We start from the raw sequence: 19,474 nt of genomic DNA, 5'->3' as shown, positions 1-19,474 counted from the left end.
GGCCGATCACCCTCTCAGGTCGGCTACGCATCGTTGCCTTGGTGAGCCGTTACCTCACCAACTAGCTAATGCGCCGCGGGCCCATCCCTAAGTGTTAGCCGAAGCCAACTTTCCTTCCAACACCATGAGGTGTTGGAAACTATTCGGTATTAGCACCGGTTTCCCGGAGTTATCCCAATCTTAGGGGCAGGTTGCCCACGTGTTACTCACCCGTCCGCCGCTAATCGTTGGGAGCAAGCTCCCTCAGATTCGCTCGACTTGCATGTATTAGGCACGCCGCCAGCGTTCGTCCTGAGCCAGGATCAAACTCTCCGAAAGATGTTTGATCTAGCTAAATTTTAAAGCAAATTGACGAGATTTTAAAAATCTCTTATTTTTAGACTTGCTTGGCGTTTCGTTTTGTTTAGTTTTCAAAGAACAATCTGTATGTCGTGTTAGCGACTTTTATATTATATCAAGATAACTTTTCTTTGTCAACAACTTTTTTAAAAGTTTTTTTGACTTATTTTAACTTGTTATCTCGTTCGCGTTAGCGACTTTTATAATATATCAGAATAACTTATTTTCGTCAACAACTTTTTTTAAAAGTTTTTTTAACGAATGTTCAACGAAGTGAACGATAGTTAATATATCATGGACAACTATTAGGATGCAAGTACTTTTTTACTTTTTTTCGCTTTTTTATATTATTTCTACATAACATCATAAAAATCACATATATCCAATACATTGACATACAACTCTTCATTAAGATTAGCAGTGTTTGTTTGCCTAACCATCCTGATCACTAAGCACGCCCTTTAATGTTCATAAGAATGAATTCCTTCAACAATACACTAAAAATCGGAAAAAGTTCAACACCAATTATATTTTAAAAAAACAGAGACATCCTTCTTGGATGCCCTGCAATGCAATTAATAGTTAACTTCGCTATTCTCTATTGCGTCTCTTCTTCTATTCATTAATATAAATAAAGATAACCCCACCAATACTAATGTTGCACCAAACAATTGTATAGCAGATAGGCTTTCATTAAATAAAAAGTACGCCAATACTGCCGCACCTATTGGTTCAAATAATATAGCCATCGATATTTTTGTTGCACTAACCCATTCAATTGCCCAATTAAAAAGTGAATGCCCCAACAATGTAGGAATGATTGCAAGCAAGATAAATAGGTACCACTCTTTTTTAGGATAATCGAATAACTCCTGGCCGCTCCCCAATACATAGATCAATAATATAATTGCGCTAATACCGTATACAATAAAAGTGTAAGCAGTTAACCCCATTCTTTTACGTACCATTTGTCCAATCAAGAAATAAGCTGTTGCAAGAGCACAAGCTACTATGGCAAGTACATCTCCGAACAAAGCTCCCTTATTATGCGAAAAATCGCTGGCACTAATCAATATACTGCCTGAAATCGCCACAATAATACTTACGACTCCACCGATAGATACTCGTTCCTTAAATAAAAAATAGGTACCTAAAAAAGCAAATATAGGCTGCATTGTGACTAGGACAGTTGAATTAGCCACTGAAGTATACCGAAGAGACTCAAACCAAAAAATAAAATGAAAAGCAAGAAACGCTCCGGCCGCTGCACATAATACCCAATCTTTTTTATTAATCCTTCCTATCTCTTTAACAGCCTCCCTACAAAAGTACGGAATTAGAATTAAACAGGAAAATAACATGCGGTAAAAAGCAATGACACCAGACTCGGCTTCCGAATAGCGAACAAGTATCGCTGAGAAGGATACAGCAATCACTCCTACAACAATGGCAAGATAAGGTTTAAAAAGTGACTGAGTCATATATTATTCCACCCTTTAACTGTAATTTAAACAAATAAATATTCATAATTCATAATTCTGGAACAGATCCGTCTCATATTCTATTCTATATAGAAGAACTTATAAAGGCAGGTTGGCAATATGGATTTCTCAATTGATATACAGATGATTATTAAATTATGCATATCAGCAGTATTAGGGCTTATCATAGGACTGGAACGGGAAATCAAAAGAAAACCTGTTGGTCTGAAAACATCTCTAGTAATCTCAATCGTTAGTTGTTTATTAACTATTGTCTCTATTGAATCTGCATATAATGCAAAAGGATCAGCATATGGAGTCACAGTAACAATGGATCCGCTCCGTCTTGCAGCCCAGATAGTATCCGGAATTGGTTTTATTGGAGCTGGCGTTATATTAAGGAGAGGCAATGACAGTATATCTGGTTTAACTACTGCAGCATTAATATGGGGAGCAGGCGGAATAGGGATTACAGTAGGTGCAGGTTTTTATATGGAAGCAATAGCAGGTGTAGTTTTGTTAATCATCAGCGTTGAATTGCTGCCCATGTTATTTAATTATATTGGGCCAAAAAAGTTTAGAGAAAAAGAGTTAAACCTCCAGTTAATTATTGCAGAAAAAGACAGTATAGCGCCAATTATAAATTTAATTGAACAAAAAGAGATTTCAATTAAGTCTGTTCGCATAAAAGATCTGACTAACAGTCATCAAATTCGTTTAAGAACCACCATAGACAGCAAAAGGCTAATTACAGATGTTTATTATTCCGTTTCTTCTATCGATGGAGTCATGAGCATTGAAATTGAAAATGCATAATCAATAGGAGCAGGAAAGAAGCATAGGCAGTTTCTTTCCTACTCTTTTTTACCCTGCATTATAGCTTGGTTAAGTTAGAAGATTCAGCAAAAATACTTCATACAAGATTGACATTCGTATTAAATTAGTTAAAATAAGGTTGTACATAATTTTATTACTTATTATGGGGCTATAGTTCAGCGGGAGAATGCTTCGCTGGCAGCGAAGAGGTCAGGGGTTCGAATCCCCTTAGCTCCATACCGGAAAACCCTTGTATATCAAGGGTTTTTTCTTTTTTTACAGGAGACATCTATGCAAAGAATCGGTTGAGTTGCACAACTAGTGCACAATTTGTTAACTAGGCGTTTGACCTTAGAACTTCAAAGCGGACCTCCATAACAATTATGAGTGAAGATGTACTACTGTATAGTTAGAATTTATTAAGTTATTTTCTATTACAGCCATAATGATCAGCGAGTACATTTCCATTCCCCCCAAATAACATAAAAAACAATTAATAATGATTTGTTAAGGAGCTACAGTCGTTGCTCCTTTTTCTTCTGCTTGAAAGAAGGTTTCTGAGAGTCAAATTCAGAATACAGGTTTTAACTCCTAAGACTTTCTAAGCACTTAAAAAAAGACCTTAATTTAAGTTAAGGTCTAAAATTACATATCCATATCCTCATTTATAAATAATTCATCTACTGTTGTATCTAATACAGCAGCTATACTAAAAGCCAATTGTAATGTAGGGTCATATTTATCGTTTTCAATCGCATTTATCGTTTGTCGTGATACATTGCAAAGTTTAGCAAGTTCTTCTTGAGATAGCTTTGCTGATTTTCTTAATTCTCTAATATGATTTTTCAACTTAACCACCATATTTCTTTTTGCAAAATAGTAGTGAGATTAAATACACTAAAGAAATACCTATAAGAGCAGTAAATGGATTTATGCCTTCGTAAGTGTTGTCTGTCCAGAAAGTTACATAAATAGATTCAACAAGATTAATCAATAAATATCCAATAACACCTGCAAATGCAAACGACTGAGCTTTCATCTTAATAAAATCTTTTCTTTCATCACCCAGTTGAGGTAATGACACAAGAGTAACGATGATGAGTAAAACACAAATTGCTAAAATCACAAACAACAGCAAGATAGCTAACCAATCCATTAATGACAGCTCCTTTGAAAATGTAAAAACCTTTTGACATTTTCATTGTATCCATACTCATCATAAATGTCAAAAAGTTTTTACATATCGGACTTCTAAATAATATAGATTATTCAAAGGCAGTGATCTAATGTATCTCAATTCTATAGGTTAACTCCCTGCTATCATCATCACTCTTGCAGTTGTATTAAAATCAAATCCACTATCTCGGTATGTGTTAAATGACCTGTTACTTTCACTTCATTTTCCACTTCCAAATAATCATTTGGGGTCCACCATTTTCGTAAAGCATCTACACCGAACTCTTCCTTTTTATCACGTGAGAGATGACGTTTTACCGTTTCTTCGAATGACAAGTCAAAATAAAAGATATATGCCTTTCCGCCATAGAACTGGATTAAGTCATTTAGCATTTGACCATAGCGACTTTTATTCAGAATTCCTTCAACAATGGTGTGTTCACATCTCCCTTTCCCATACTCAGCAATTTGACGAATCAAATCAATCGAAAGATTCCCTTCTCTATCCTCGACCTTCAACATCTCACGCCGAACATTATCTTGAGAAACTAACAGGGTACCTTTTCCTAACTGATCTTGAATGCTTTTAGCAATGGTTGTTTTTCCACTTCCGGAGTTTCCTCTTAGAATAATTAAGTTTGATTCCATCGATCCCATTCCCTATTATGTTTTTTATTTCTCTATAAGCCTCTTATGAAAATAATAATTCGGTATGATTAATCATTTTCCTTTTTATCATCTAAGTAAAAAAGTCGCCTCCTATAAATTAGGAAAGCGACTTTATGTCTCTACTGCTTAAACGGTCTTTTAAATTTAGATCAAAATCCTTACTTAAGTGAATATGTATAGTCTTTAGATACTCTGAACGAAGCTCACTATTAAATAAACAGCGATACAAACCACAATACTTTGTAAGTAAAGGCCTGCTTCCTTCTTTGCAGATTCATCTTTACTATTTTGATTTTTCACGGAACGTACGGAACCATAAAGAATACCTGCAATAACAGCAATTATTAAGGGAACTGTATTCATAGCATCTGCCTCCTTTGTGATTATTCTAACATAGAAGTTTTTCTTATATTATCTATAATGCTTTTGTGTATCAAATCTATTTACTATCCATAAAATAAGTATTACATTAGTTAATTTACCAAAATCTTCAGTATATATTTTTCGGTGAATATTTAGATACTACCTATTAAATTTGTTACGTTAATAAAGGATTAATTACATCTCAGGGGGTTCATAATGAAAAGTGGTAAACTGCTCTTTCTATTAGTATTGAGTATTATGCTGGTTGCTTGCTCATCAAAGGATGAGGAAAATAAAAATTCCGATAATGTGGATGTCAATAAGGGAATGGTAAATGTTGAAGTGACATTACCTGCATCATTTTTTGAAGACACAGATATGGTGAAACTAAAGAAAGAGGCTAAAGAGGACGGGGTAAAAGAAGTAATTGTAAATGATGATGGATCGGTTACATATAAAATGTCCAAATCTAAGCATAAGGAAATGCTGAAAGAGATGGGAGATACAATAGACACTTCTATTAAAGAAATAGAAGCCGATGAAGACTTTCCTTCAATTAAAAAGATAGAACACAATAAATCATTTACAGAGTATACGATTAAAATGGATCAGGAGCTTTATGAAAACAGCAGTATGGACGGATTTGCCTTCTTCAATTTAGCTTATCAATCACTGTACTATCAATTATTTAATGGTGTAAATGAAGATGATTATAAGGTTACCTTCCAGCTAAAGAACGAAGAAACCTCCAAAACATTTGATACCATCGTTTATCCGGATGATATCCAAACAGATGAGAATAAAACAGAAGAGAATAAGTAAGCCAATTTTAAGCTGTCTTCCCGATGAAGGCAGCTCTTTTCATGAATGAATAGTATTTCCACTATACAAATTCTGCTTTTCGTAAAACAATTCAATTGGTTCCCTCTCTTATACTATTTCCTCTTCGGAGCAATTTATTTTAAAAAAATTTCATCTCGATAAAACACCGAGAATCTTCAGTTAAGGGGAGATAACAACTTATTTTTAAAGAAGGTATAAATAGCCTTTCCCCAGATTTGAATACAATTGATTAATTATCTTTCTTCACTTTTATGACCTACTGCTTGCTCTTCCATAAGCTTTTTATAGAAAATCAGTGTTGTATTCTCATTTAATTTTCGGAGTTCACCGGTATTTATATAACCCATTTTTTCATATAGATGACAATTCCGTTCTTCTTCTTTTATCGTGGCCAGTTCCCAGCTTTTTGCTTTGCAATAATAATCTTCAATGATTTTTATTGTTTCCTGTGCAATTCCCATCCCCTGATATTCAGGTAAAATGAACATGGGACTGATTTTATATTCTTCGGTCCCCTCTCTCCACAGAATATTAATGGCTCCAACTAGCTGTTTATTGAACATAATTTTATAAAATACACCATTAGGATTGTTTAATCGTAGGATCAGCCGATCTACTTTTTCATTTGCAGGATTCGTATCGTAATCCTTATATTTTTCTAATAAAGGCATGAACGATTTGCGTTGGATGGCAAATAAAGCTGCTGCATCCTTTTCATCTGCCTTGAGCAATTCAATACTCAAATTATCACTCTCCACTTGCTTCTAATTATTTAGATATGTATCCTGCCACGCTCTTTTCCTACGCCCTTTGTCTCAGCAAAAACGCACTTCTTCATTTATTTCGAATACGATGATAAAAAAACGGAAGGGACTGTAAGAATGGAATCTGAAAATGACTTAAATATATTGGATTTCGCCCTCCCGCTGCTGGATATTATTGTGATTATGCTGACAGACGAAAATCCTGTAAACGGGGTCATCCTTTTAGTGCTATTAAAAGCCGTAACAAACGATCCTTTAATGGAAATATTGTTTATGATATTAGCCATTGTTCTATGGGCTGCCCGACAGAGTGAAGAAGATTGAACTGTTTTTTAATATAAGACAGGCTATCTTGATTCCCTCGTTCATCATAGGCTTAAATAACAAAATAATATTCTTGACTGCAAACTTGAAAAAGGCGCTATGTTGTTTAGCCCTTTTTCTTCATATTTAGGTAACATGGTTATGCAGTAATACTACTACACTTTTATAAATATGGGATGGCGTTGATCGGCATGATTATCTAGCCCAAAATGGAACAGATGAAATAAAAACACGGATTTTATTAAATCTAAGTGTTTTTATAGGAGTATCATATAGTGAAACGACCGACTGCCTCTCACAATTGTTACATACTTTCCGATTTTATTTTCTTGGTGGTAGGGTTTATATAGGATTGATAGGATTTCCAGTAAACAAAAGCAACAAGAATAGATCCGCCTATGGCATTCCCCAAAAAGACAGGTACAAAGTTATTAAAATAATCCATCCAGGTAAAATAACCTTCAAATATTGCTGCCGGAATCACAAACATATTCGCTACTACGTGCTGAAAGCCAATTGCTACAAATGCCATGATTGGAAACCATATCCCTGCTATTTTTCCTGCGATATCGTTTGCACTGTATGAAAGCCAAACACCTAATGCCACAAGCCAGTTACAACCAACACCTGAAATAAGAGCCGGCCAAAAATCAACATCTATTTTATGAGCAGCCACGTCCACCGTTTTTTCGAGAAAGACACCGCTGGCTGTAAACTCTCCTAAGTGGCCAAAGAAATAAGCTACAAAAATAGCACCTGCGAAGTTGCTAATCGTAATCCAAAACCAATTGTGAACTAATCGTGAGAAAGGAATCCGTTTGGCAAGCCAGGCCATTGGCACTGCCATCATATTACCAGTCAATAATTCTCCGCCTGCAATTAAAATTAAAATAAGTCCAAGTGGGAAAACAGATGCACCAATAAATGTTCCAAAGGTCCCCCAGTCTTCAGGCAAGCTTGCGGTTACTCGGATATATAGTAAATAACCCACAGATATATAAGCACCGCCCAAAAATCCCAATAGTAATAAATTTGTTAAAGGTAAACTGGTCTTCTTCACACCTGCTTCTACTGCTGCTATGGCAATTTCCTGTGGAGTTTTGAAACTCATGTATGTTCTCTCCAATCTATGTAATACGTCTTCCACATCATCATATGGAAATAATTATCAATCTATCCAAGTTTATTATATTCGTATTTTAGAAATGCTTAAAGAGAACATTTTATGAATAATTCAAATTCTAATGATGTTAACTAAAAAATCCCCTCCGTTTTTTACAGATGGGGATTTAATTTATATCATTTTTTTATGTTCTTTTAATTCTTCATCAATCATGGAATCGAGTTTTATAATACTGGCTTTCGCTCTTTCATACTCAATCTTCCGATAATGGTGAAGGCCGCCTTCCTCTTCATCTTTTTCATCTGCCCATTTAACAATCTGTTGAAGAGGTGTTCTAACAATATCATTTGAAGGTAAAAAGGAATCTGTATGAAATAAAATTGCGAGGGAGATCGTTTTCGCCTGAACCGGATTTTCACCAAGCCTTATTAATAATTTATGCGCTCTTTCAGCGCCCTTAATTGGATGTATATCGTTCTTTCTATATAAATCATAATCCCATTTACCATTACGGTACCAAGTAAAATGTCCAATGTCATGGAGCAGACCTGCTTTTGCTGCAGAATCGACATCGATATTCTGTTCTTTCGCTAAATGAAAGGCATGGTAAGCAACGGCAATTGCATGTGCCAAGCCAGAACGATTTAAATATTTTTGAGCAATGCGATGCTCAAATATATCAAGTAAAGTTACTTCTCTCATAAGGTCTCCCTCCCTGGTTATTTTTGTATATTTATAGAGATAAATATATATTTTTGTGCATTATAGCATAGATACTTCACTGTTTAAAAGGAATTTATTATTCTATAAAATTATCTTGTTTCTGTACTTTTAAACGAAATTTTACAATTAGCCTTCCTTTACACCCTTATTCGCATTCATTCTTTTGCACTTTATGGCTAGTATTATCGCTAATCATGGAAAACCGTGGCAGCTTGTCAAGATATTAACATGGACCAAGTTATTATTCATTATTGTATGTTCATGCCCTGTCTTTAAAAACGGCAAAATTCGTAGTTGGGCAGATACTAGTTTAGAAAAAACATAAGTATTTCCGAAAAACTCCCATACAAAAATATCCAGGTTGACTTGTTTATCATCATCTAAAAAGGGAATTTTGTGAATACAGGAGGAGGAGTACAAATGAATCAGTATCAAACTTTTTTCTTCGAGGATGATGGTAGGATACCTAATAATCCAAACTTACCAGTCATTCTATATGATCAAGCTGTAGACAGCCCTGAATCCACTATGGAAAGCCTATTTAATGAAAATCAATGGCTAAATAGTTGGACAAATGGGGTATTTGACTATCATCATTATCACAGTAATTCTCATGAGGTACTAGGGGTTATTAGAGGTGAAGCCACCCTTATGATTGGCGGTGAAACAGGAAGGAAGATTCATGTTCAGTCAGGTGATGTGATTATTCTTCCAGCCGGAACCGGCCATAAACGCCTTAGAGCCAGCTCTGACTTTTCTGTCGTTGGAGCTTATCCAAATGGGATGGACTATAACACTAAATACGGGAAAGAAAATGAACGTCCTGAAGTATTAGAGGAAATTAGCAAGGTTCCCATCCCAAAGACTGATCCTATTAACGGTAAGGATGGTCCTCTGATAAAAGAGTGGCAGGTATAATTTCAAAAGAAGATATGCATGTTATACCGTTTGATAAAGTAGTGTGACTTTAAATTGTTCAGCGATTAATCTCCTGATTTTTTAGCGTTCCGCAAAACAATATTTTACTGTCTTTCAAAATGTTTCAAAGACTATTAATAGGGAATAAAGAACTTACTAAAATGAATATATAGGGGAATTATTATATGCCGGATACAAAAACAAATTTAAGTTTATTAGAAAAACAAGATATGACCAATCCACAAATAGTACCACAATGGGTAACAGAAGAATACCAAACATTTCATAACATTGTTACAAACCCAACATTTCCATGTTACTTTGGTATGAAAGCAGAAAATAAAGGAGAACTCCGTTATGCGTATATGACTCATAATGATTGGTCCTCTCTTCCAAAAGCAGTAGAAAGCTTTCTTGAACTATTTAAGAATCCACCTCATATAAGACACGGTTTATTTGTTTTTGTTGAACCTGAAAAAGAGGAACGCGATATCCCTTACTATAGAGATTATTTTTGGAGAATCCTACAGTATTTACACGAGCATGATCCGAAGCTTTGGCCTGAGGATAAACCGAAGGATCCTGAACATTTCCTTTGGGACTTTCACTTTGCAGGTGAACCATTCTTTATCTTCGGCAATTGCCCTGCCTACAAGCAACGGAAAACCCGTGACCTCGGTAATAGTTTAGTTCTTGGCTTTCAACCGCGAATGATTTTTGAAGGACTTGAAGGGACTGAAAAAGGCGGAATCATGTCCAGAGAGAAAGTTCGTGAACGAGTAGAGAAATGGGATCAGCTCCCTAAGCATCCGGATATCAGTCATTATGGGGATCAAAACCATAATGAATGGAAGCAATACTTTATCGGTGATGATATAGAACCAATCGCTGGGAAATGTCCATTTCACCATAAAGATTCATAATCATATAAAAAAGAAGCTGATCATTGAATCAGCTTCTTTTTTATAGAGTGGGAGCTTGTACGCCTTCAAGATTCGATACATTATTTAATAATCTGCTGAACCCGTCCTACCTGACCATCCGTTAACCGTACCTTAATGCCATGCGGATGTGTTGCTGAATTGGTTAAAATATCTTTAACGATACCGCGAGTTAATGCACCTGAGCGCTGGTCTTTTTTTAACACGATATCGACTTCCAGTCCTGCTCGTATATCACTACGATTCTTTCCATTGTTCATTTTTCTAACCTCCCTTATTTATCTCGATCCATAAATACATTCATTGAGCATAACGTAATCTATCCACTAATGGTATAATGGACAAATAGTAAAATCCACTTTTTTGGAGGCAATATGTTAACTTTTGAAGAAAAAATTGCAATTATAGAGTCCTTTAAGGAACTCGAACGTAAAAATGTTTCACTTGGGCGTATCAACTATCAATATCCTGAAAGCAAATTAGATAAATCGAATGTTGTTTATCACCTGCATCCAAACGGTAATGGTTTCGTTTATGCAGAAGGCATTCCTGGGTACCGTGTGGGTCAAAAGGGATTGGTGAATATCAAGGATTTTTCCGCTGAGCAATTAGAAACTATCATAGCTAAATCCATAGAGCTTCTATCTACTGATCCTTATGAAGATTATGCTGGCGATATAGCAGGTGAAGAAGAAATCTGGAGGAATAACGAAGGACATACTCTTACCGTTATAGCAGAAGAGGATATGTGGAATGTATATGCTGGCTTAAACCTAGATGGCACATTCCCATCCTACAATGAAGCAAAATCTTATTTAATGGAAGAAGGATTCCATAAAGTAAAGTAAACGAACCTAACAGCCCGTTGGTAATCCATAATCCAATGGGCTGTTCCTATTTAATCCAACAAATAAACGGACCATGCAGACACTATCTAATTTATTTACCTGAAAACTCTGCCTTTCGCTTCATAAAGAAGGCACTGATTCCCTCCATCGCATCCTCCGAACGGGCTATTTTCAGCATATTCTCTAGTTCAATTGAGATTCCATCTTCTAAGGAAACTTCTGTACCTCTCCCCACAGAATCAAGGATCCCTTTAAGCGCAAGCGGCGGCCCTTCAGCTAAATTGGCTGCAATCGCTAAAGTTTCATACTTCAGCATTTTAGCAGGCACAACTTTGTTGATTAAACCATACTCCAATGCTTTTATCGCCGAAATTTTTTCACCACTTAAGATTAATTCAAGAGCCCGCCTGCGGCCAATCAATCTTGGCAGCCGTTGGGTCCCCCCATAGCCAGGCATAATTCCGAGCTTTATTTCTGGAAGAGCAAACTCTGCTGTGTCTGCAGCTATTACCAAGTGGCAAGCCATTTGCAATTCATTCCCACCACCCAGCGCACGACCGTTTATGCTTGCAATGATAGGTTTAGAGAAAGACTCAATTCGGTTAAATAGATCATGCATCCCTTGAATCGTTGCCCTCGCTTTTTCCGGATCCGCTAAATCTGCAAATTCATTTACATCTGCACCAGCTGAAAAAGATTTTTCTCCTGCTCCGGTTATTATAATAGCTCTAATTGTATGATTGTTTTCGATATCATCCAAATAGGTGCCAATCTCATATAATGTATCTCTGCTCAATGTATTTAGGGGAGGTCGATTGATCGTAATGATTGCCACCCTATCTGTTACTTCCAACAAACAATTTTGCCCCATTACCCTACCTCCCTTTCCAGTATTACGGCAATTGCCTGACCAAAACCGATACACATGGTTGCAAGTCCGAATCTTCCGTTTGTTCTTTCCAATTCATTAAGTAAAGTAGCTATAAGACGAGCTCCGCTTGCGCCCAGAGGATGGCCCAATGCGATCGCTCCTCCATTCGGATTTACTTTATCCATGTCTGGTTTCAGCTCTTTCGCCCATGCTAATACAACTGAAGCAAAGGCTTCATTCACTTCAAAAATATCGATATCATCCATGGAAAGACCTGCCTTATCCAATACCTTTTGTGTTGCCGGGATAATAGCACCGGTAACAAGAGCTACTTTTCCTTCCAGTGAAAATGACATACTTATTAATCTCCTTTCGATTTAGGCAATGACAGGCCAACTGCTACTTCATTAGCAGCTACCTCGATCTCTGCATATGCGTCTTCTTCATACATTTGTTCAATAACTTCTTTATACTTTTCTTCTATTTCTTTAAAACGTACCTTTAAGGACGGAGTCATCTCCCCACCCTCCACAGTCCATTCTTTCGTTACAATGATTAGTTTTTTGGGCTGTTCATAGCGTGCGAATTTATGAGTATTGGATTTTACTTCTCTCGTAATCAATTCCTGTACTTTTTTATTCGTAACCAACTCATTGACAGAACCACGAATGCCCTTCCTTTTGCACCAGCTCTTAAGATTTTCATAATTTAGAGTTAATAAGACGATTACATACTTCTGATTTTGTCCAACCAAAACGGCATTTTCTATATAAATACTTTGGTGAAGTGCATTTTCCACAGGCTGTGGAGCCACATTTATCCCCGAAGTAAGTACTATAATCCGCTTCTTTCGATCCACAATTCTTAAGAAGCCATCTTCATCAAACTCGCCTATATCGCCAGTCTTGAACCACCCATTTTCAAAGTGTTCCTTGGTAGCCTCTTCATCATGATAGTAACCTTTCATGATACTTGGGCCTTTAACAAGTACCTCACCATCATCTGAGATATGGACGTCCAGGTTCGGCAATGGTTTTCCTACTGTTCCAACTTTGGTTCTGGAAAACGGATTTACGCAGATAACGGGGGAGGTTTCTGTCAGGCCATATCCTTCAAGGACCGGAAGATCAACACTCCAGAAAAACTTCCCGATTTCTGGATTTAAAGCTCCTCCGCCTGATATAAAGCCTCTGATTCTTCCACCCAATTGTTTTTTTACTTTTTGGTAGACAAGTTTATCAGCTATTTTCCACTTTCTCCTAAACTCTTTCGGTAGTTCACTTTTACGAACCATTACATCTGTAGCACTGGATAAATAATATTTATATCTTGTATTTCCGACTTTAAGTGCCCAGTCAAAAATTTTTCTGCGAATAGGGGTACCGGATTCGACCATCTTTTGAGCCTGGGCATATACTTTTTCAAATAACAATGGGACACTGACTAGGATGGTAGGTTGTACTTCTAGAAGGTTTTGTTGTACGGTATCAATATTTTCTGCATAAGCAATTGTTGCACCAACTGACAAAGGAAAAAATTGACCTGCCATACGTTCAAATATGTGGGATAGTGGTAAGTGGGATAACATGATGTCGTCAGGCCGGGCTTCCAACACCCAAAATTGAACGCCTTCAACATTTGATAAAATATTTCCATGCGTTAACATTGCACCTTTTGGATAACCAGTTGTTCCCGAGGTATGAATAATCGTTGCTAAATCATCTCTTGTTATTGCCTGGAACCCATCTTCCCAGTTAACTAAAGGATGTTTTTCACCTGCTGACATTAATTGTTCCATTGTCAGCATATCTTCTTTCTTTTCTGCTAAGGAATCACTGGGATAAAAGATAATCAGTTTATCGAGAGTAGAATTAGCAAGAATCTTTTGCAGTTGCTTTTGATTTTCTACAAAAAGAAACTTACAGTCTGCATTACTGAGAATGTCAGAAATCTGATCAGATGGTAAAGTTGAATGGATTGGCACACTGACTGCACCCAAACTCATAATCGCTATATCGCTTATAGCCCAGTAAGGATTATTATCAGATAATATGGCTACATGATCACCAAAGCCAACCCCATAATGTGCCAGTCCGGCAGCCGTTTGTGAAACCTGTATCCAAAAATCCCTGTATGTGATCCCCTTATATTCACCTGCTACTTTAACCAAAAAACCATTCTTTTGTGAATTTTTTTCGGCTGTTCTCCAAACCATCTCTACCAAATTTGCAGGTTTCATAAAACACCTCCCTTAGGCCTACACGTCGTAGGGTCACGAAGACGTTGCCACACGATGTGGCGTTTTTAGTCTTTGGTCCACCTTACATGGTCTCCGTTTTTAGCGAGATCTAGCTTCCGTGGCTAAAAGCTCGGACATAAGCATAGCCTCTGCGGGGAAAGTTCATCCCCTACGAGCCTCTGTCTTATGCTCCTCGCTTTTGAGCAAGCCACTCCAGCCTTTCTTGAGATCTAGCTTCGGCTCCTAGCTCCTCGAGTCATAAGTGTAGCCACTGCTGGAGGGAGAACACCTCCCTACGTGACTCCTCTTATGCTTGTCGGAGCTGAACAGTCGCCGCAGCCTTTCTTATAAATATTCCTTTACGTTATATTGTTTCAGTATTCCTTCTAGTTTGATTGCTTTTCCGATGTCGCCTTTGATTTTTAGTTTGCCGGACATGAAGGCTACGGTTCCGTTTAGTTTGCCGAGAAGGAATTGGCGGAAGTTTTCGACAGACATGGTGAGTGTACAATCCGCTGGTGTTTCTTCTCCTTCGACTACCTCTGCCTGACCATCGTGTATATTAAGCTGATAGATTCCTTCTTCGGAACCGGTGATTGTGAATTGATAGCGTGTCGTAATTCCTTGAATTGGCTGAGGATCGTTTTTAAGTGCTTCCTCAATTTTTTCAAAAGACTCTCTTAATGTATAATCTTCAATTGCTTTTCCCATTTTAAAATTCCTCCCTTTATTATTAAAGGATATTTTTTGATTTTTCAGTTTTATTTAGATGCAGCATTTTTGTCCTGTCGTTTCACCACCTCCTGAACGTATTTATAAAATCATTACACACGAATACCATATGGTTCATACAGATGACGCGCAATAATTAATTGCTGAATTTGATTAGTCCCTTCAAAAATGTCATAAATTTTTGCGTCACGATATAATTTCTCGACTAGATGTCCCTCAAGACCATATGGACCGAGTATTTCCTGACAGGCTGAAGTAACCTCCAAAGCAATCTTTCCACCATAGGCCTTACACATGGCTGCTTCTTTTGCATTCGCTTTTCCCAAATCTGCTTTCCAGGCAGCTTCCCAGGTTAACAGACGAGCTCCCTGAATTTTTTGCTGCATCTCTGAGAAGAGTCTCAGGGCTTGATGATAATGATTGCCGTGCTGAGGATATTCTCTTTTTACAAAATCCAATGTATATTCATAGGACGCTCTTGCAATTCCGGTAGCCATGGCTGCTATTATGGGTCTTGTGTTGTCGAATGTTTTCATAGCAACCCTGAAGCCACCTGATCCATTCGCTTTATTGACATAGGCCTCTTCTCCACCTAAAAGGTTTTCATCCGGAACAAAGCAATCCTCAAACACAAGTTCTGCTGTTTCAGAAGCACGAAGACCCATTTTTTCCGCCAATCTCGAGCATGAGAAGCCGGGTGTACCTTTTTCTATAACAAATGCCCGGTGACCAGCCCTACCTAAATTGCGGTCTACCGTAGCAAATACAACAACCCAGGAAGCTCTTTTGCCATTTGTAATAAATATCTTCTGCCCGTTTATCACATAACCGCCGTCCACTTTAACAGCTGTCGTCTGTAAACCGGATACATCAGAACCTGCCTCTGGTTCAGTCAAAGCATATGCTCCCCACTTCGGTTTCTCATCTCTGGAGAAAATGGATAAAAAACGTTCCTTTTGTTCCGGTGTGCCGCTATGCTGAACAGGCGGACCTCCAAGCCCTGGCCCGGGTAGCGTCAAGGCAATCGCGCAATCTCCCCAGCCTAATTCCTCAGAGGCAATGACTCTCAATCGATTTCCTTGGCGCTCCTTCGCTTTTTTAAAATCTTTTTTCTTTTTATCATCATTGGACTCTCCAAAAGAAGACATGCTTAAAGAAATTCCGAGTTGATTTACTTTATCCAGCCAATCATCCGGTACTTTCTTTAATTGATCGGCAATCATGGATACCGGTCGCATTTCATTTTCAGCAAACCAATGGACCACTTCCTTAACTTGACTTTGATGTGGCGTCAACTCGTATGTGATCATTACTCATCCCCCTCTCCTTACCATACATGATCCAGTTTCCTGCCCTGATTTCTAAATCGCCCTCTTGTTCAAACCAACCGACTTGTGCCTGAGCGTCCCTCATCCACTTCTCAACAGGATGGTCCTGAACATATCCATGCCCACCAAGGAGCTGTACAGCTGAATCTGTTACATATCGAAGCGATTGATGGGCTTTTTTAAGTGCCTGGATACTGTGGAAAACAGCATCAGTTTCACCTTCATCAATTTGTTTTGCCGCATATAAAACAAGATGCCTTGCTGCACCCGTCTGGATAGCCATTTGTGCAAGGTTAAAAGAAACACCCTGGAATTTTGCGATTTCTACCCCAAACGCTTTTCTCTGGGAGGTATATTCAACTGTGTAATCAAGGGCAGCTGCCATAACACCAATTTCTTTTGCAGCCTCTAACGTACGTACACGGCTCAATGATTGATCCATCCAAGTTTCAGCTTCGGCACCACTAGCCAAAATATTGTTTTTGGAAACGCTTACTTCTTTAAGCTGAATTCTCGAAAAGCCGGCACTCAATAGCCCCAAGCGATAATCACCGTCAAGCACTCTCCAAGAATGATTATTGTCTTGATCTATCCAGAACAACACCGCTTCACCATTAGTAGCAGTTCCTGCAATTAATAGATATTCAGCCTTTCTGGCATTTTTCAGCGGACTCGTTTCTCCATCAATGATGTATCCATTGTCTATTTTTTTAATTTGGAGTTTATGTTGATTGGGATAAACAAAGGCGACTGTTGGGCAAATTCCCGTTTCACACTGAGTTTGATAAAAAGAAAATGCGTTATGATCCTCTTTTAGTCGAATAAACGATGCTCCCTCCCCGGCTCCTGGAAGCCCCTGAATAGTATCAAGGTCACCATAAGCAAGCGCCTCAACAATCTGTACCTGGGAAACGAGCGGCAATTCCAGGCCACCGTATGATTCAGGCAGTTCCAAATTTAATAATCCAAGGTCACTCAACTTTCTGACCACGTCCTCACTTACACCCTGATTTTTTTCCGTTTGCCTGGCATAGGGACGGATCTTTTGAATTGCAAAATCCTTTGCTACATCAACAAATGCCTTTTCTTCCTCACTTGGTAAAAAAGAAACCAACTTTCTCCCTCCTTCATATCAATAGTTTATTAATTTGAGAGACTGCTAAATGAGCGCATGACCAATCGGTTTAATAATCTAGCAAGATATTCTACATCTGTCTTTTGGTGATTTGGTTCCCGGAATTTTTGAATGACGACCTCATTGATTGCTCCAACCATTGCCTGAGAGATGATCCTAACTTCCTGTTCATTCACATTCTCCGGAAACTCCCGATAGGCAAAAACAAAGATGAGATCTGCGAAACTTTTAAGTGCTTCTCGTCTGACCAGTTCTACTTCGAATGAAACTCCGACTGATTCGAGTAAAATAAAATTGGCAACAGCCTTATTGGAAAAGCAAATTTCCAAATAGCGAAAAATTCCGGCATATGCTTTATAACCAATTCGTGGTTCCCGTAAAGCCGCAAGCTTAATCTCTTCTGCAACTTCTCCAATCAAACTTTCACAAAGCGCAACAATCAAAGTCTCTTTATTGCCGAATTGTTGGTAGAACGTTGTTTTCGAGACATGTGCATACTCAACTATGTCCAGAACTGATGTATTCTTGTAACCTCTTGTAGTGAATAATTGGAGGGCTGCATATAGCATTTTATCTCTTGCTTCGGTCGGCAGGTCATTTACATATAACATTCTTATCATTCCAATCCCATGTGTGAGTACGAATACGTATTGGTATCATCATACCTACTCAAAAGGGAAATTCCAACAAAATTGTTAGAAAATTTAATTTATTTTCTTCAACAAAAAAAGAGCCTCCCAAAGTAAAATGGGCGGCTCTTAAATGAAAATGTTTATTTAAATATTTCAGGATAGATTTTTTCAGCTATCAATTGCAAGCCTTCTGTTAAACGTGGTCCCGGTCTTGACACTGTGTCATTATCTACATCATAAACCTGCTTATTTTGAACGGCAGGTACCTCGGACCAAGCTTTTCTTCCATATACCTTTTCTTCTGGATTTTCAATATAATAGCCATATGTAGTAAGAATAACATCAGGATTGCGATCAATGACTTGTTCTTCATTCATTGTTACCCAACCCTCTTGATCAGCGGCAATATTCTCTGCCTGAATGATATCAAGCATTTCGTCTATATAGGTTCCGTTAGCCGCTGTATATAAATCCGGTGAGGAAGATACTTCAATCCAAACCTTCTTCTTATCTTTTATAGCACTTGCTTTCTCTTTAATTTCTGCTACTTCTTTTTTCATATCCGAAATAATTTCATCAGCTTTGTCTGATGTTCCGGTTGCTTTAGCAATCAATTCAATTGTTCCATATGCACCATCAAACGAATTCGCGTCAGGTACGATAATAACATCAATACCAGCTGTCTGGAATTGTTTAATGGTATCCTTAGCATTATTAAAATGACTGGCAGAAAGCAATAAAAGATCCGGATTTAATTCCAACACTTTTTCAATATTGATTTCTAACCCGCCGACCTTAGGTTTGTCAGCAGCTTCTGTAGGAAAATTACAATAATCTGATACACCAATGATTTTCTCTCCAAGACCTAGTGCATAGGCCGTTTCAGTATTGCTTGGCAGCAAGGATACGATCGTGTCCGGCTTTTCCTCAATCTTGATGCTTTCTCCGGATCCATCCCTTACCTCAACAGGAAAGGCTGTGGACGTTGATTCAGAAACCTCTTTCTTCTGGTTTGAGTCATCTTCAGTTGACGAACACCCAAACATTAACATAGATAGCGTAAGCATTAGCATAAATAAAAATAAATAGTTTTGCTTTTTTAGCATAGTTATTCCCCTTTCCAACATAATAAAAAAGCCTTAGCTCGAAAAAAGCTAAGGCGAAAATCCACATTAAAATAACAGGATTGGACGCCTACTTTTCCCTCCG

The 19,474-nt window shown here is 37.8% G+C and carries 22 protein-coding genes, 1 tRNA gene, 1 rRNA gene and 1 pseudogene; 7 read left to right on the top strand and 18 right to left on the bottom strand.

Annotation, left to right across the window (positions count from 1 at the left end):
* Together FHY47_RS12435 and FHY47_RS12430 are read right to left on the bottom strand one after the other, a co-directional pair.
* Positions 1 to 318: ribosomal RNA gene (locus tag FHY47_RS12435) — 16S ribosomal RNA — on the bottom strand; the annotation flags it as partial.
* Between the two features lie 596 nt (positions 319 to 914).
* Positions 915 to 1,820, bottom strand: a complete 906-nt coding sequence (locus FHY47_RS12430; protein WP_066106823.1) for a DMT family transporter — start codon at positions 1,818 to 1,820, stop codon at positions 915 to 917.
* Positions 1,821 to 1,940: 120 nt separating this feature from the next.
* On the opposite strand from FHY47_RS12430, the gene FHY47_RS12425 reads away from it, so the two are divergent.
* Positions 1,941 to 2,636 (top strand): MgtC/SapB family protein, encoded by a 696-nt coding sequence (locus FHY47_RS12425; RefSeq protein ID WP_066106820.1) that lies wholly within the window; start codon positions 1,941 to 1,943, stop codon positions 2,634 to 2,636.
* A gap of 165 nt (positions 2,637 to 2,801) precedes the next feature.
* Positions 2,802 to 2,873, top strand: a tRNA-Ala gene (locus FHY47_RS12420).
* Positions 2,874 to 3,281: 408 nt separating this feature from the next.
* Here the strand turns inward: FHY47_RS12420 and FHY47_RS12415 are convergent.
* From FHY47_RS12415 to FHY47_RS12400, 4 genes are all read right to left on the bottom strand, one after another.
* Positions 3,282 to 3,485, bottom strand: a complete 204-nt coding sequence (locus FHY47_RS12415) for a helix-turn-helix transcriptional regulator (protein ID WP_066106817.1) — start codon at positions 3,483 to 3,485, stop codon at positions 3,282 to 3,284.
* 1 nt (position 3,486) lies between these two features.
* The gene (locus tag FHY47_RS12410; protein ID WP_066106813.1) at positions 3,487 to 3,792 is read right to left on the bottom strand and encodes a hypothetical protein; all 306 of its coding nucleotides are present in this window, start codon (positions 3,790 to 3,792) and stop codon (positions 3,487 to 3,489) included.
* A 170-nt stretch (positions 3,793 to 3,962) separates the two neighbouring features.
* Entirely contained in the window at positions 3,963 to 4,460 is a 498-nt protein-coding gene (locus FHY47_RS12405) for a kinase (protein ID WP_395940470.1), read from the bottom strand.
* Positions 4,461 to 4,664: 204 nt separating this feature from the next.
* A complete protein-coding gene (locus FHY47_RS12400) occupies positions 4,665 to 4,844 on the bottom strand; it encodes a hypothetical protein (protein ID WP_066106805.1) in 180 nt (59 codons plus the stop codon).
* Positions 4,845 to 5,060: 216 nt separating this feature from the next.
* On the opposite strand from FHY47_RS12400, the gene FHY47_RS12395 reads away from it, so the two are divergent.
* Positions 5,061 to 5,666 carry a hypothetical protein gene (locus FHY47_RS12395; protein ID WP_139892338.1) on the top strand — a complete coding sequence of 202 codons (606 nt, stop codon included), beginning with the start codon at positions 5,061 to 5,063 and terminating at the stop codon, positions 5,664 to 5,666.
* A 254-nt stretch (positions 5,667 to 5,920) separates the two neighbouring features.
* On the opposite strand, the gene FHY47_RS12390 is transcribed toward FHY47_RS12395, so the two are convergent.
* Positions 5,921 to 6,430, bottom strand: a complete 510-nt coding sequence (locus FHY47_RS12390; protein ID WP_180349988.1) for a GNAT family N-acetyltransferase — start codon at positions 6,428 to 6,430, stop codon at positions 5,921 to 5,923.
* A 138-nt stretch (positions 6,431 to 6,568) separates the two neighbouring features.
* On the opposite strand from FHY47_RS12390, the gene FHY47_RS12385 reads away from it, so the two are divergent.
* On the top strand, positions 6,569 to 6,775 hold the full coding sequence (locus FHY47_RS12385) for a hypothetical protein (RefSeq protein WP_066106799.1): 207 nt from the start codon (positions 6,569 to 6,571) through the stop codon (positions 6,773 to 6,775).
* A gap of 304 nt (positions 6,776 to 7,079) precedes the next feature.
* On the opposite strand, the gene FHY47_RS12380 is transcribed toward FHY47_RS12385, so the two are convergent.
* Together FHY47_RS12380 and FHY47_RS12375 are read right to left on the bottom strand one after the other, a co-directional pair.
* A complete protein-coding gene (locus FHY47_RS12380; RefSeq protein ID WP_066106796.1) occupies positions 7,080 to 7,886 on the bottom strand; it encodes a formate/nitrite transporter family protein in 807 nt (268 codons plus the stop codon).
* Positions 7,887 to 8,069: 183 nt separating this feature from the next.
* Positions 8,070 to 8,600: an HD domain-containing protein gene (locus FHY47_RS12375; protein WP_066106793.1), complete on the bottom strand. Its 531-nt coding sequence runs from the start codon at positions 8,598 to 8,600 to the stop codon at positions 8,070 to 8,072.
* A gap of 441 nt (positions 8,601 to 9,041) precedes the next feature.
* On the opposite strand from FHY47_RS12375, the gene FHY47_RS12370 reads away from it, so the two are divergent.
* Together FHY47_RS12370 and FHY47_RS12365 are read left to right on the top strand one after the other, a co-directional pair.
* Positions 9,042 to 9,539: a cupin domain-containing protein gene (locus FHY47_RS12370; RefSeq protein ID WP_066106790.1), complete on the top strand. Its 498-nt coding sequence runs from the start codon at positions 9,042 to 9,044 to the stop codon at positions 9,537 to 9,539.
* 185 nt (positions 9,540 to 9,724) lie between these two features.
* Positions 9,725 to 10,462 (top strand): YqcI/YcgG family protein, encoded by a 738-nt coding sequence (locus tag FHY47_RS12365; RefSeq protein ID WP_139892335.1) that lies wholly within the window; start codon positions 9,725 to 9,727, stop codon positions 10,460 to 10,462.
* An 80-nt stretch (positions 10,463 to 10,542) separates the two neighbouring features.
* On the opposite strand, the gene FHY47_RS12360 is transcribed toward FHY47_RS12365, so the two are convergent.
* Positions 10,543 to 10,740, bottom strand: coding sequence for a YwbE family protein (locus tag FHY47_RS12360; RefSeq protein WP_139892334.1), 198 nt, complete (start codon positions 10,738 to 10,740; stop codon positions 10,543 to 10,545).
* 114 nt (positions 10,741 to 10,854) lie between these two features.
* Here FHY47_RS12360 and FHY47_RS12355 point away from each other — a divergent pair, with 114 nt between their 5' ends.
* On the top strand, positions 10,855 to 11,328 hold the full coding sequence (locus FHY47_RS12355; protein WP_139892333.1) for a hypothetical protein: 474 nt from the start codon (positions 10,855 to 10,857) through the stop codon (positions 11,326 to 11,328).
* A gap of 91 nt (positions 11,329 to 11,419) precedes the next feature.
* On the opposite strand, the gene FHY47_RS12350 is transcribed toward FHY47_RS12355, so the two are convergent.
* The 8 genes and pseudogenes from FHY47_RS12350 to FHY47_RS12315 all read right to left on the bottom strand — a co-directional run bounded on the left by FHY47_RS12350 (position 11,420) and on the right by FHY47_RS12315 (position 19,371).
* Entirely contained in the window at positions 11,420 to 12,199 is a 780-nt protein-coding gene (locus tag FHY47_RS12350) for an enoyl-CoA hydratase/isomerase family protein (protein ID WP_140461696.1), read from the bottom strand.
* Positions 12,199 to 12,525 (bottom strand): annotated as a pseudogene (locus FHY47_RS12345) (steroid 3-ketoacyl-CoA thiolase); the annotation flags it as partial. The pseudogene FHY47_RS12345 and the gene FHY47_RS12350, both read right to left, overlap by 1 nt.
* Before the next feature lie 35 nt (positions 12,526 to 12,560).
* Positions 12,561 to 14,438, bottom strand: coding sequence for an AMP-dependent synthetase/ligase (locus FHY47_RS12340; RefSeq protein ID WP_148630752.1), 1,878 nt, complete (start codon positions 14,436 to 14,438; stop codon positions 12,561 to 12,563).
* A 345-nt stretch (positions 14,439 to 14,783) separates the two neighbouring features.
* Entirely contained in the window at positions 14,784 to 15,149 is a 366-nt protein-coding gene (locus FHY47_RS12335; protein WP_066106771.1) for an SCP2 sterol-binding domain-containing protein, read from the bottom strand.
* A gap of 113 nt (positions 15,150 to 15,262) precedes the next feature.
* Positions 15,263 to 16,480, bottom strand: a complete 1,218-nt coding sequence (locus FHY47_RS12330) for an acyl-CoA dehydrogenase family protein (RefSeq protein WP_148630750.1) — start codon at positions 16,478 to 16,480, stop codon at positions 15,263 to 15,265.
* Complete coding sequence (locus FHY47_RS12325) at positions 16,440 to 17,612, bottom strand: acyl-CoA dehydrogenase family protein (protein ID WP_148630748.1); 1,173 nt, start codon at positions 17,610 to 17,612, stop codon at positions 16,440 to 16,442. Before FHY47_RS12325 ends, FHY47_RS12330 begins: the two co-directional genes overlap by 41 nt.
* 29 nt (positions 17,613 to 17,641) lie before the next feature.
* Positions 17,642 to 18,253, bottom strand: a complete 612-nt coding sequence (locus FHY47_RS12320) for a TetR/AcrR family transcriptional regulator (RefSeq protein WP_077248123.1) — start codon at positions 18,251 to 18,253, stop codon at positions 17,642 to 17,644.
* A gap of 152 nt (positions 18,254 to 18,405) precedes the next feature.
* Complete coding sequence (locus tag FHY47_RS12315) at positions 18,406 to 19,371, bottom strand: ABC transporter substrate-binding protein (RefSeq protein ID WP_139892328.1); 966 nt, start codon at positions 19,369 to 19,371, stop codon at positions 18,406 to 18,408.
* Between the last annotated feature and the right edge of the window lie 103 nt (positions 19,372 to 19,474).

The sequence above is a fragment of the Bacillus sp. E214 genome (assembly GCF_008087365.1).
Taxonomy (GTDB): Bacteria; Bacillota; Bacilli; order Bacillales; family Pradoshiaceae; genus Pradoshia.
The sequence above is the reverse complement of the archived record's forward strand: the minus strand, read 5'-3'. Positions and strand labels throughout refer to the sequence as shown.

Coding starts and splice junctions, on each gene's coding strand:
- FHY47_RS12385 (WP_066106799.1), top strand. CDS start 6,569: ATGGAATCTGAAAATGACTTAAATATATTGGATTTCGCCCTCCCGCTG.
- FHY47_RS12430 (WP_066106823.1), bottom strand. CDS start 1,820: ATGACTCAGTCACTTTTTAAACCTTATCTTGCCATTGTTGTAGGAGTG.
- FHY47_RS12380 (WP_066106796.1), bottom strand. CDS start 7,886: ATGAGTTTCAAAACTCCACAGGAAATTGCCATAGCAGCAGTAGAAGCA.
- FHY47_RS12395 (WP_139892338.1), top strand. CDS start 5,061: ATGAAAAGTGGTAAACTGCTCTTTCTATTAGTATTGAGTATTATGCTG.
- FHY47_RS12355 (WP_139892333.1), top strand. CDS start 10,855: ATGTTAACTTTTGAAGAAAAAATTGCAATTATAGAGTCCTTTAAGGAA.
- FHY47_RS12410 (WP_066106813.1), bottom strand. CDS start 3,792: ATGGATTGGTTAGCTATCTTGCTGTTGTTTGTGATTTTAGCAATTTGT.
- FHY47_RS12405 (WP_395940470.1), bottom strand. CDS start 4,460: ATGGAATCAAACTTAATTATTCTAAGAGGAAACTCCGGAAGTGGAAAA.
- FHY47_RS12425 (WP_066106820.1), top strand. CDS start 1,941: ATGGATTTCTCAATTGATATACAGATGATTATTAAATTATGCATATCA.
- FHY47_RS12400 (WP_066106805.1), bottom strand. CDS start 4,844: ATGAATACAGTTCCCTTAATAATTGCTGTTATTGCAGGTATTCTTTAT.
- FHY47_RS12350 (WP_140461696.1), bottom strand. CDS start 12,199: ATGGGGCAAAATTGTTTGTTGGAAGTAACAGATAGGGTGGCAATCATT.
- FHY47_RS12330 (WP_148630750.1), bottom strand. CDS start 16,480: ATGATCACATACGAGTTGACGCCACATCAAAGTCAAGTTAAGGAAGTG.
- FHY47_RS12320 (WP_077248123.1), bottom strand. CDS start 18,253: ATGATAAGAATGTTATATGTAAATGACCTGCCGACCGAAGCAAGAGAT.
- FHY47_RS12370 (WP_066106790.1), top strand. CDS start 9,042: ATGAATCAGTATCAAACTTTTTTCTTCGAGGATGATGGTAGGATACCT.
- FHY47_RS12365 (WP_139892335.1), top strand. CDS start 9,725: ATGCCGGATACAAAAACAAATTTAAGTTTATTAGAAAAACAAGATATG.
- FHY47_RS12360 (WP_139892334.1), bottom strand. CDS start 10,740: ATGAACAATGGAAAGAATCGTAGTGATATACGAGCAGGACTGGAAGTC.
- FHY47_RS12335 (WP_066106771.1), bottom strand. CDS start 15,149: ATGGGAAAAGCAATTGAAGATTATACATTAAGAGAGTCTTTTGAAAAA.
- FHY47_RS12315 (WP_139892328.1), bottom strand. CDS start 19,371: ATGCTAAAAAAGCAAAACTATTTATTTTTATTTATGCTAATGCTTACG.
- FHY47_RS12340 (WP_148630752.1), bottom strand. CDS start 14,438: ATGAAACCTGCAAATTTGGTAGAGATGGTTTGGAGAACAGCCGAAAAA.
- FHY47_RS12375 (WP_066106793.1), bottom strand. CDS start 8,600: ATGAGAGAAGTAACTTTACTTGATATATTTGAGCATCGCATTGCTCAA.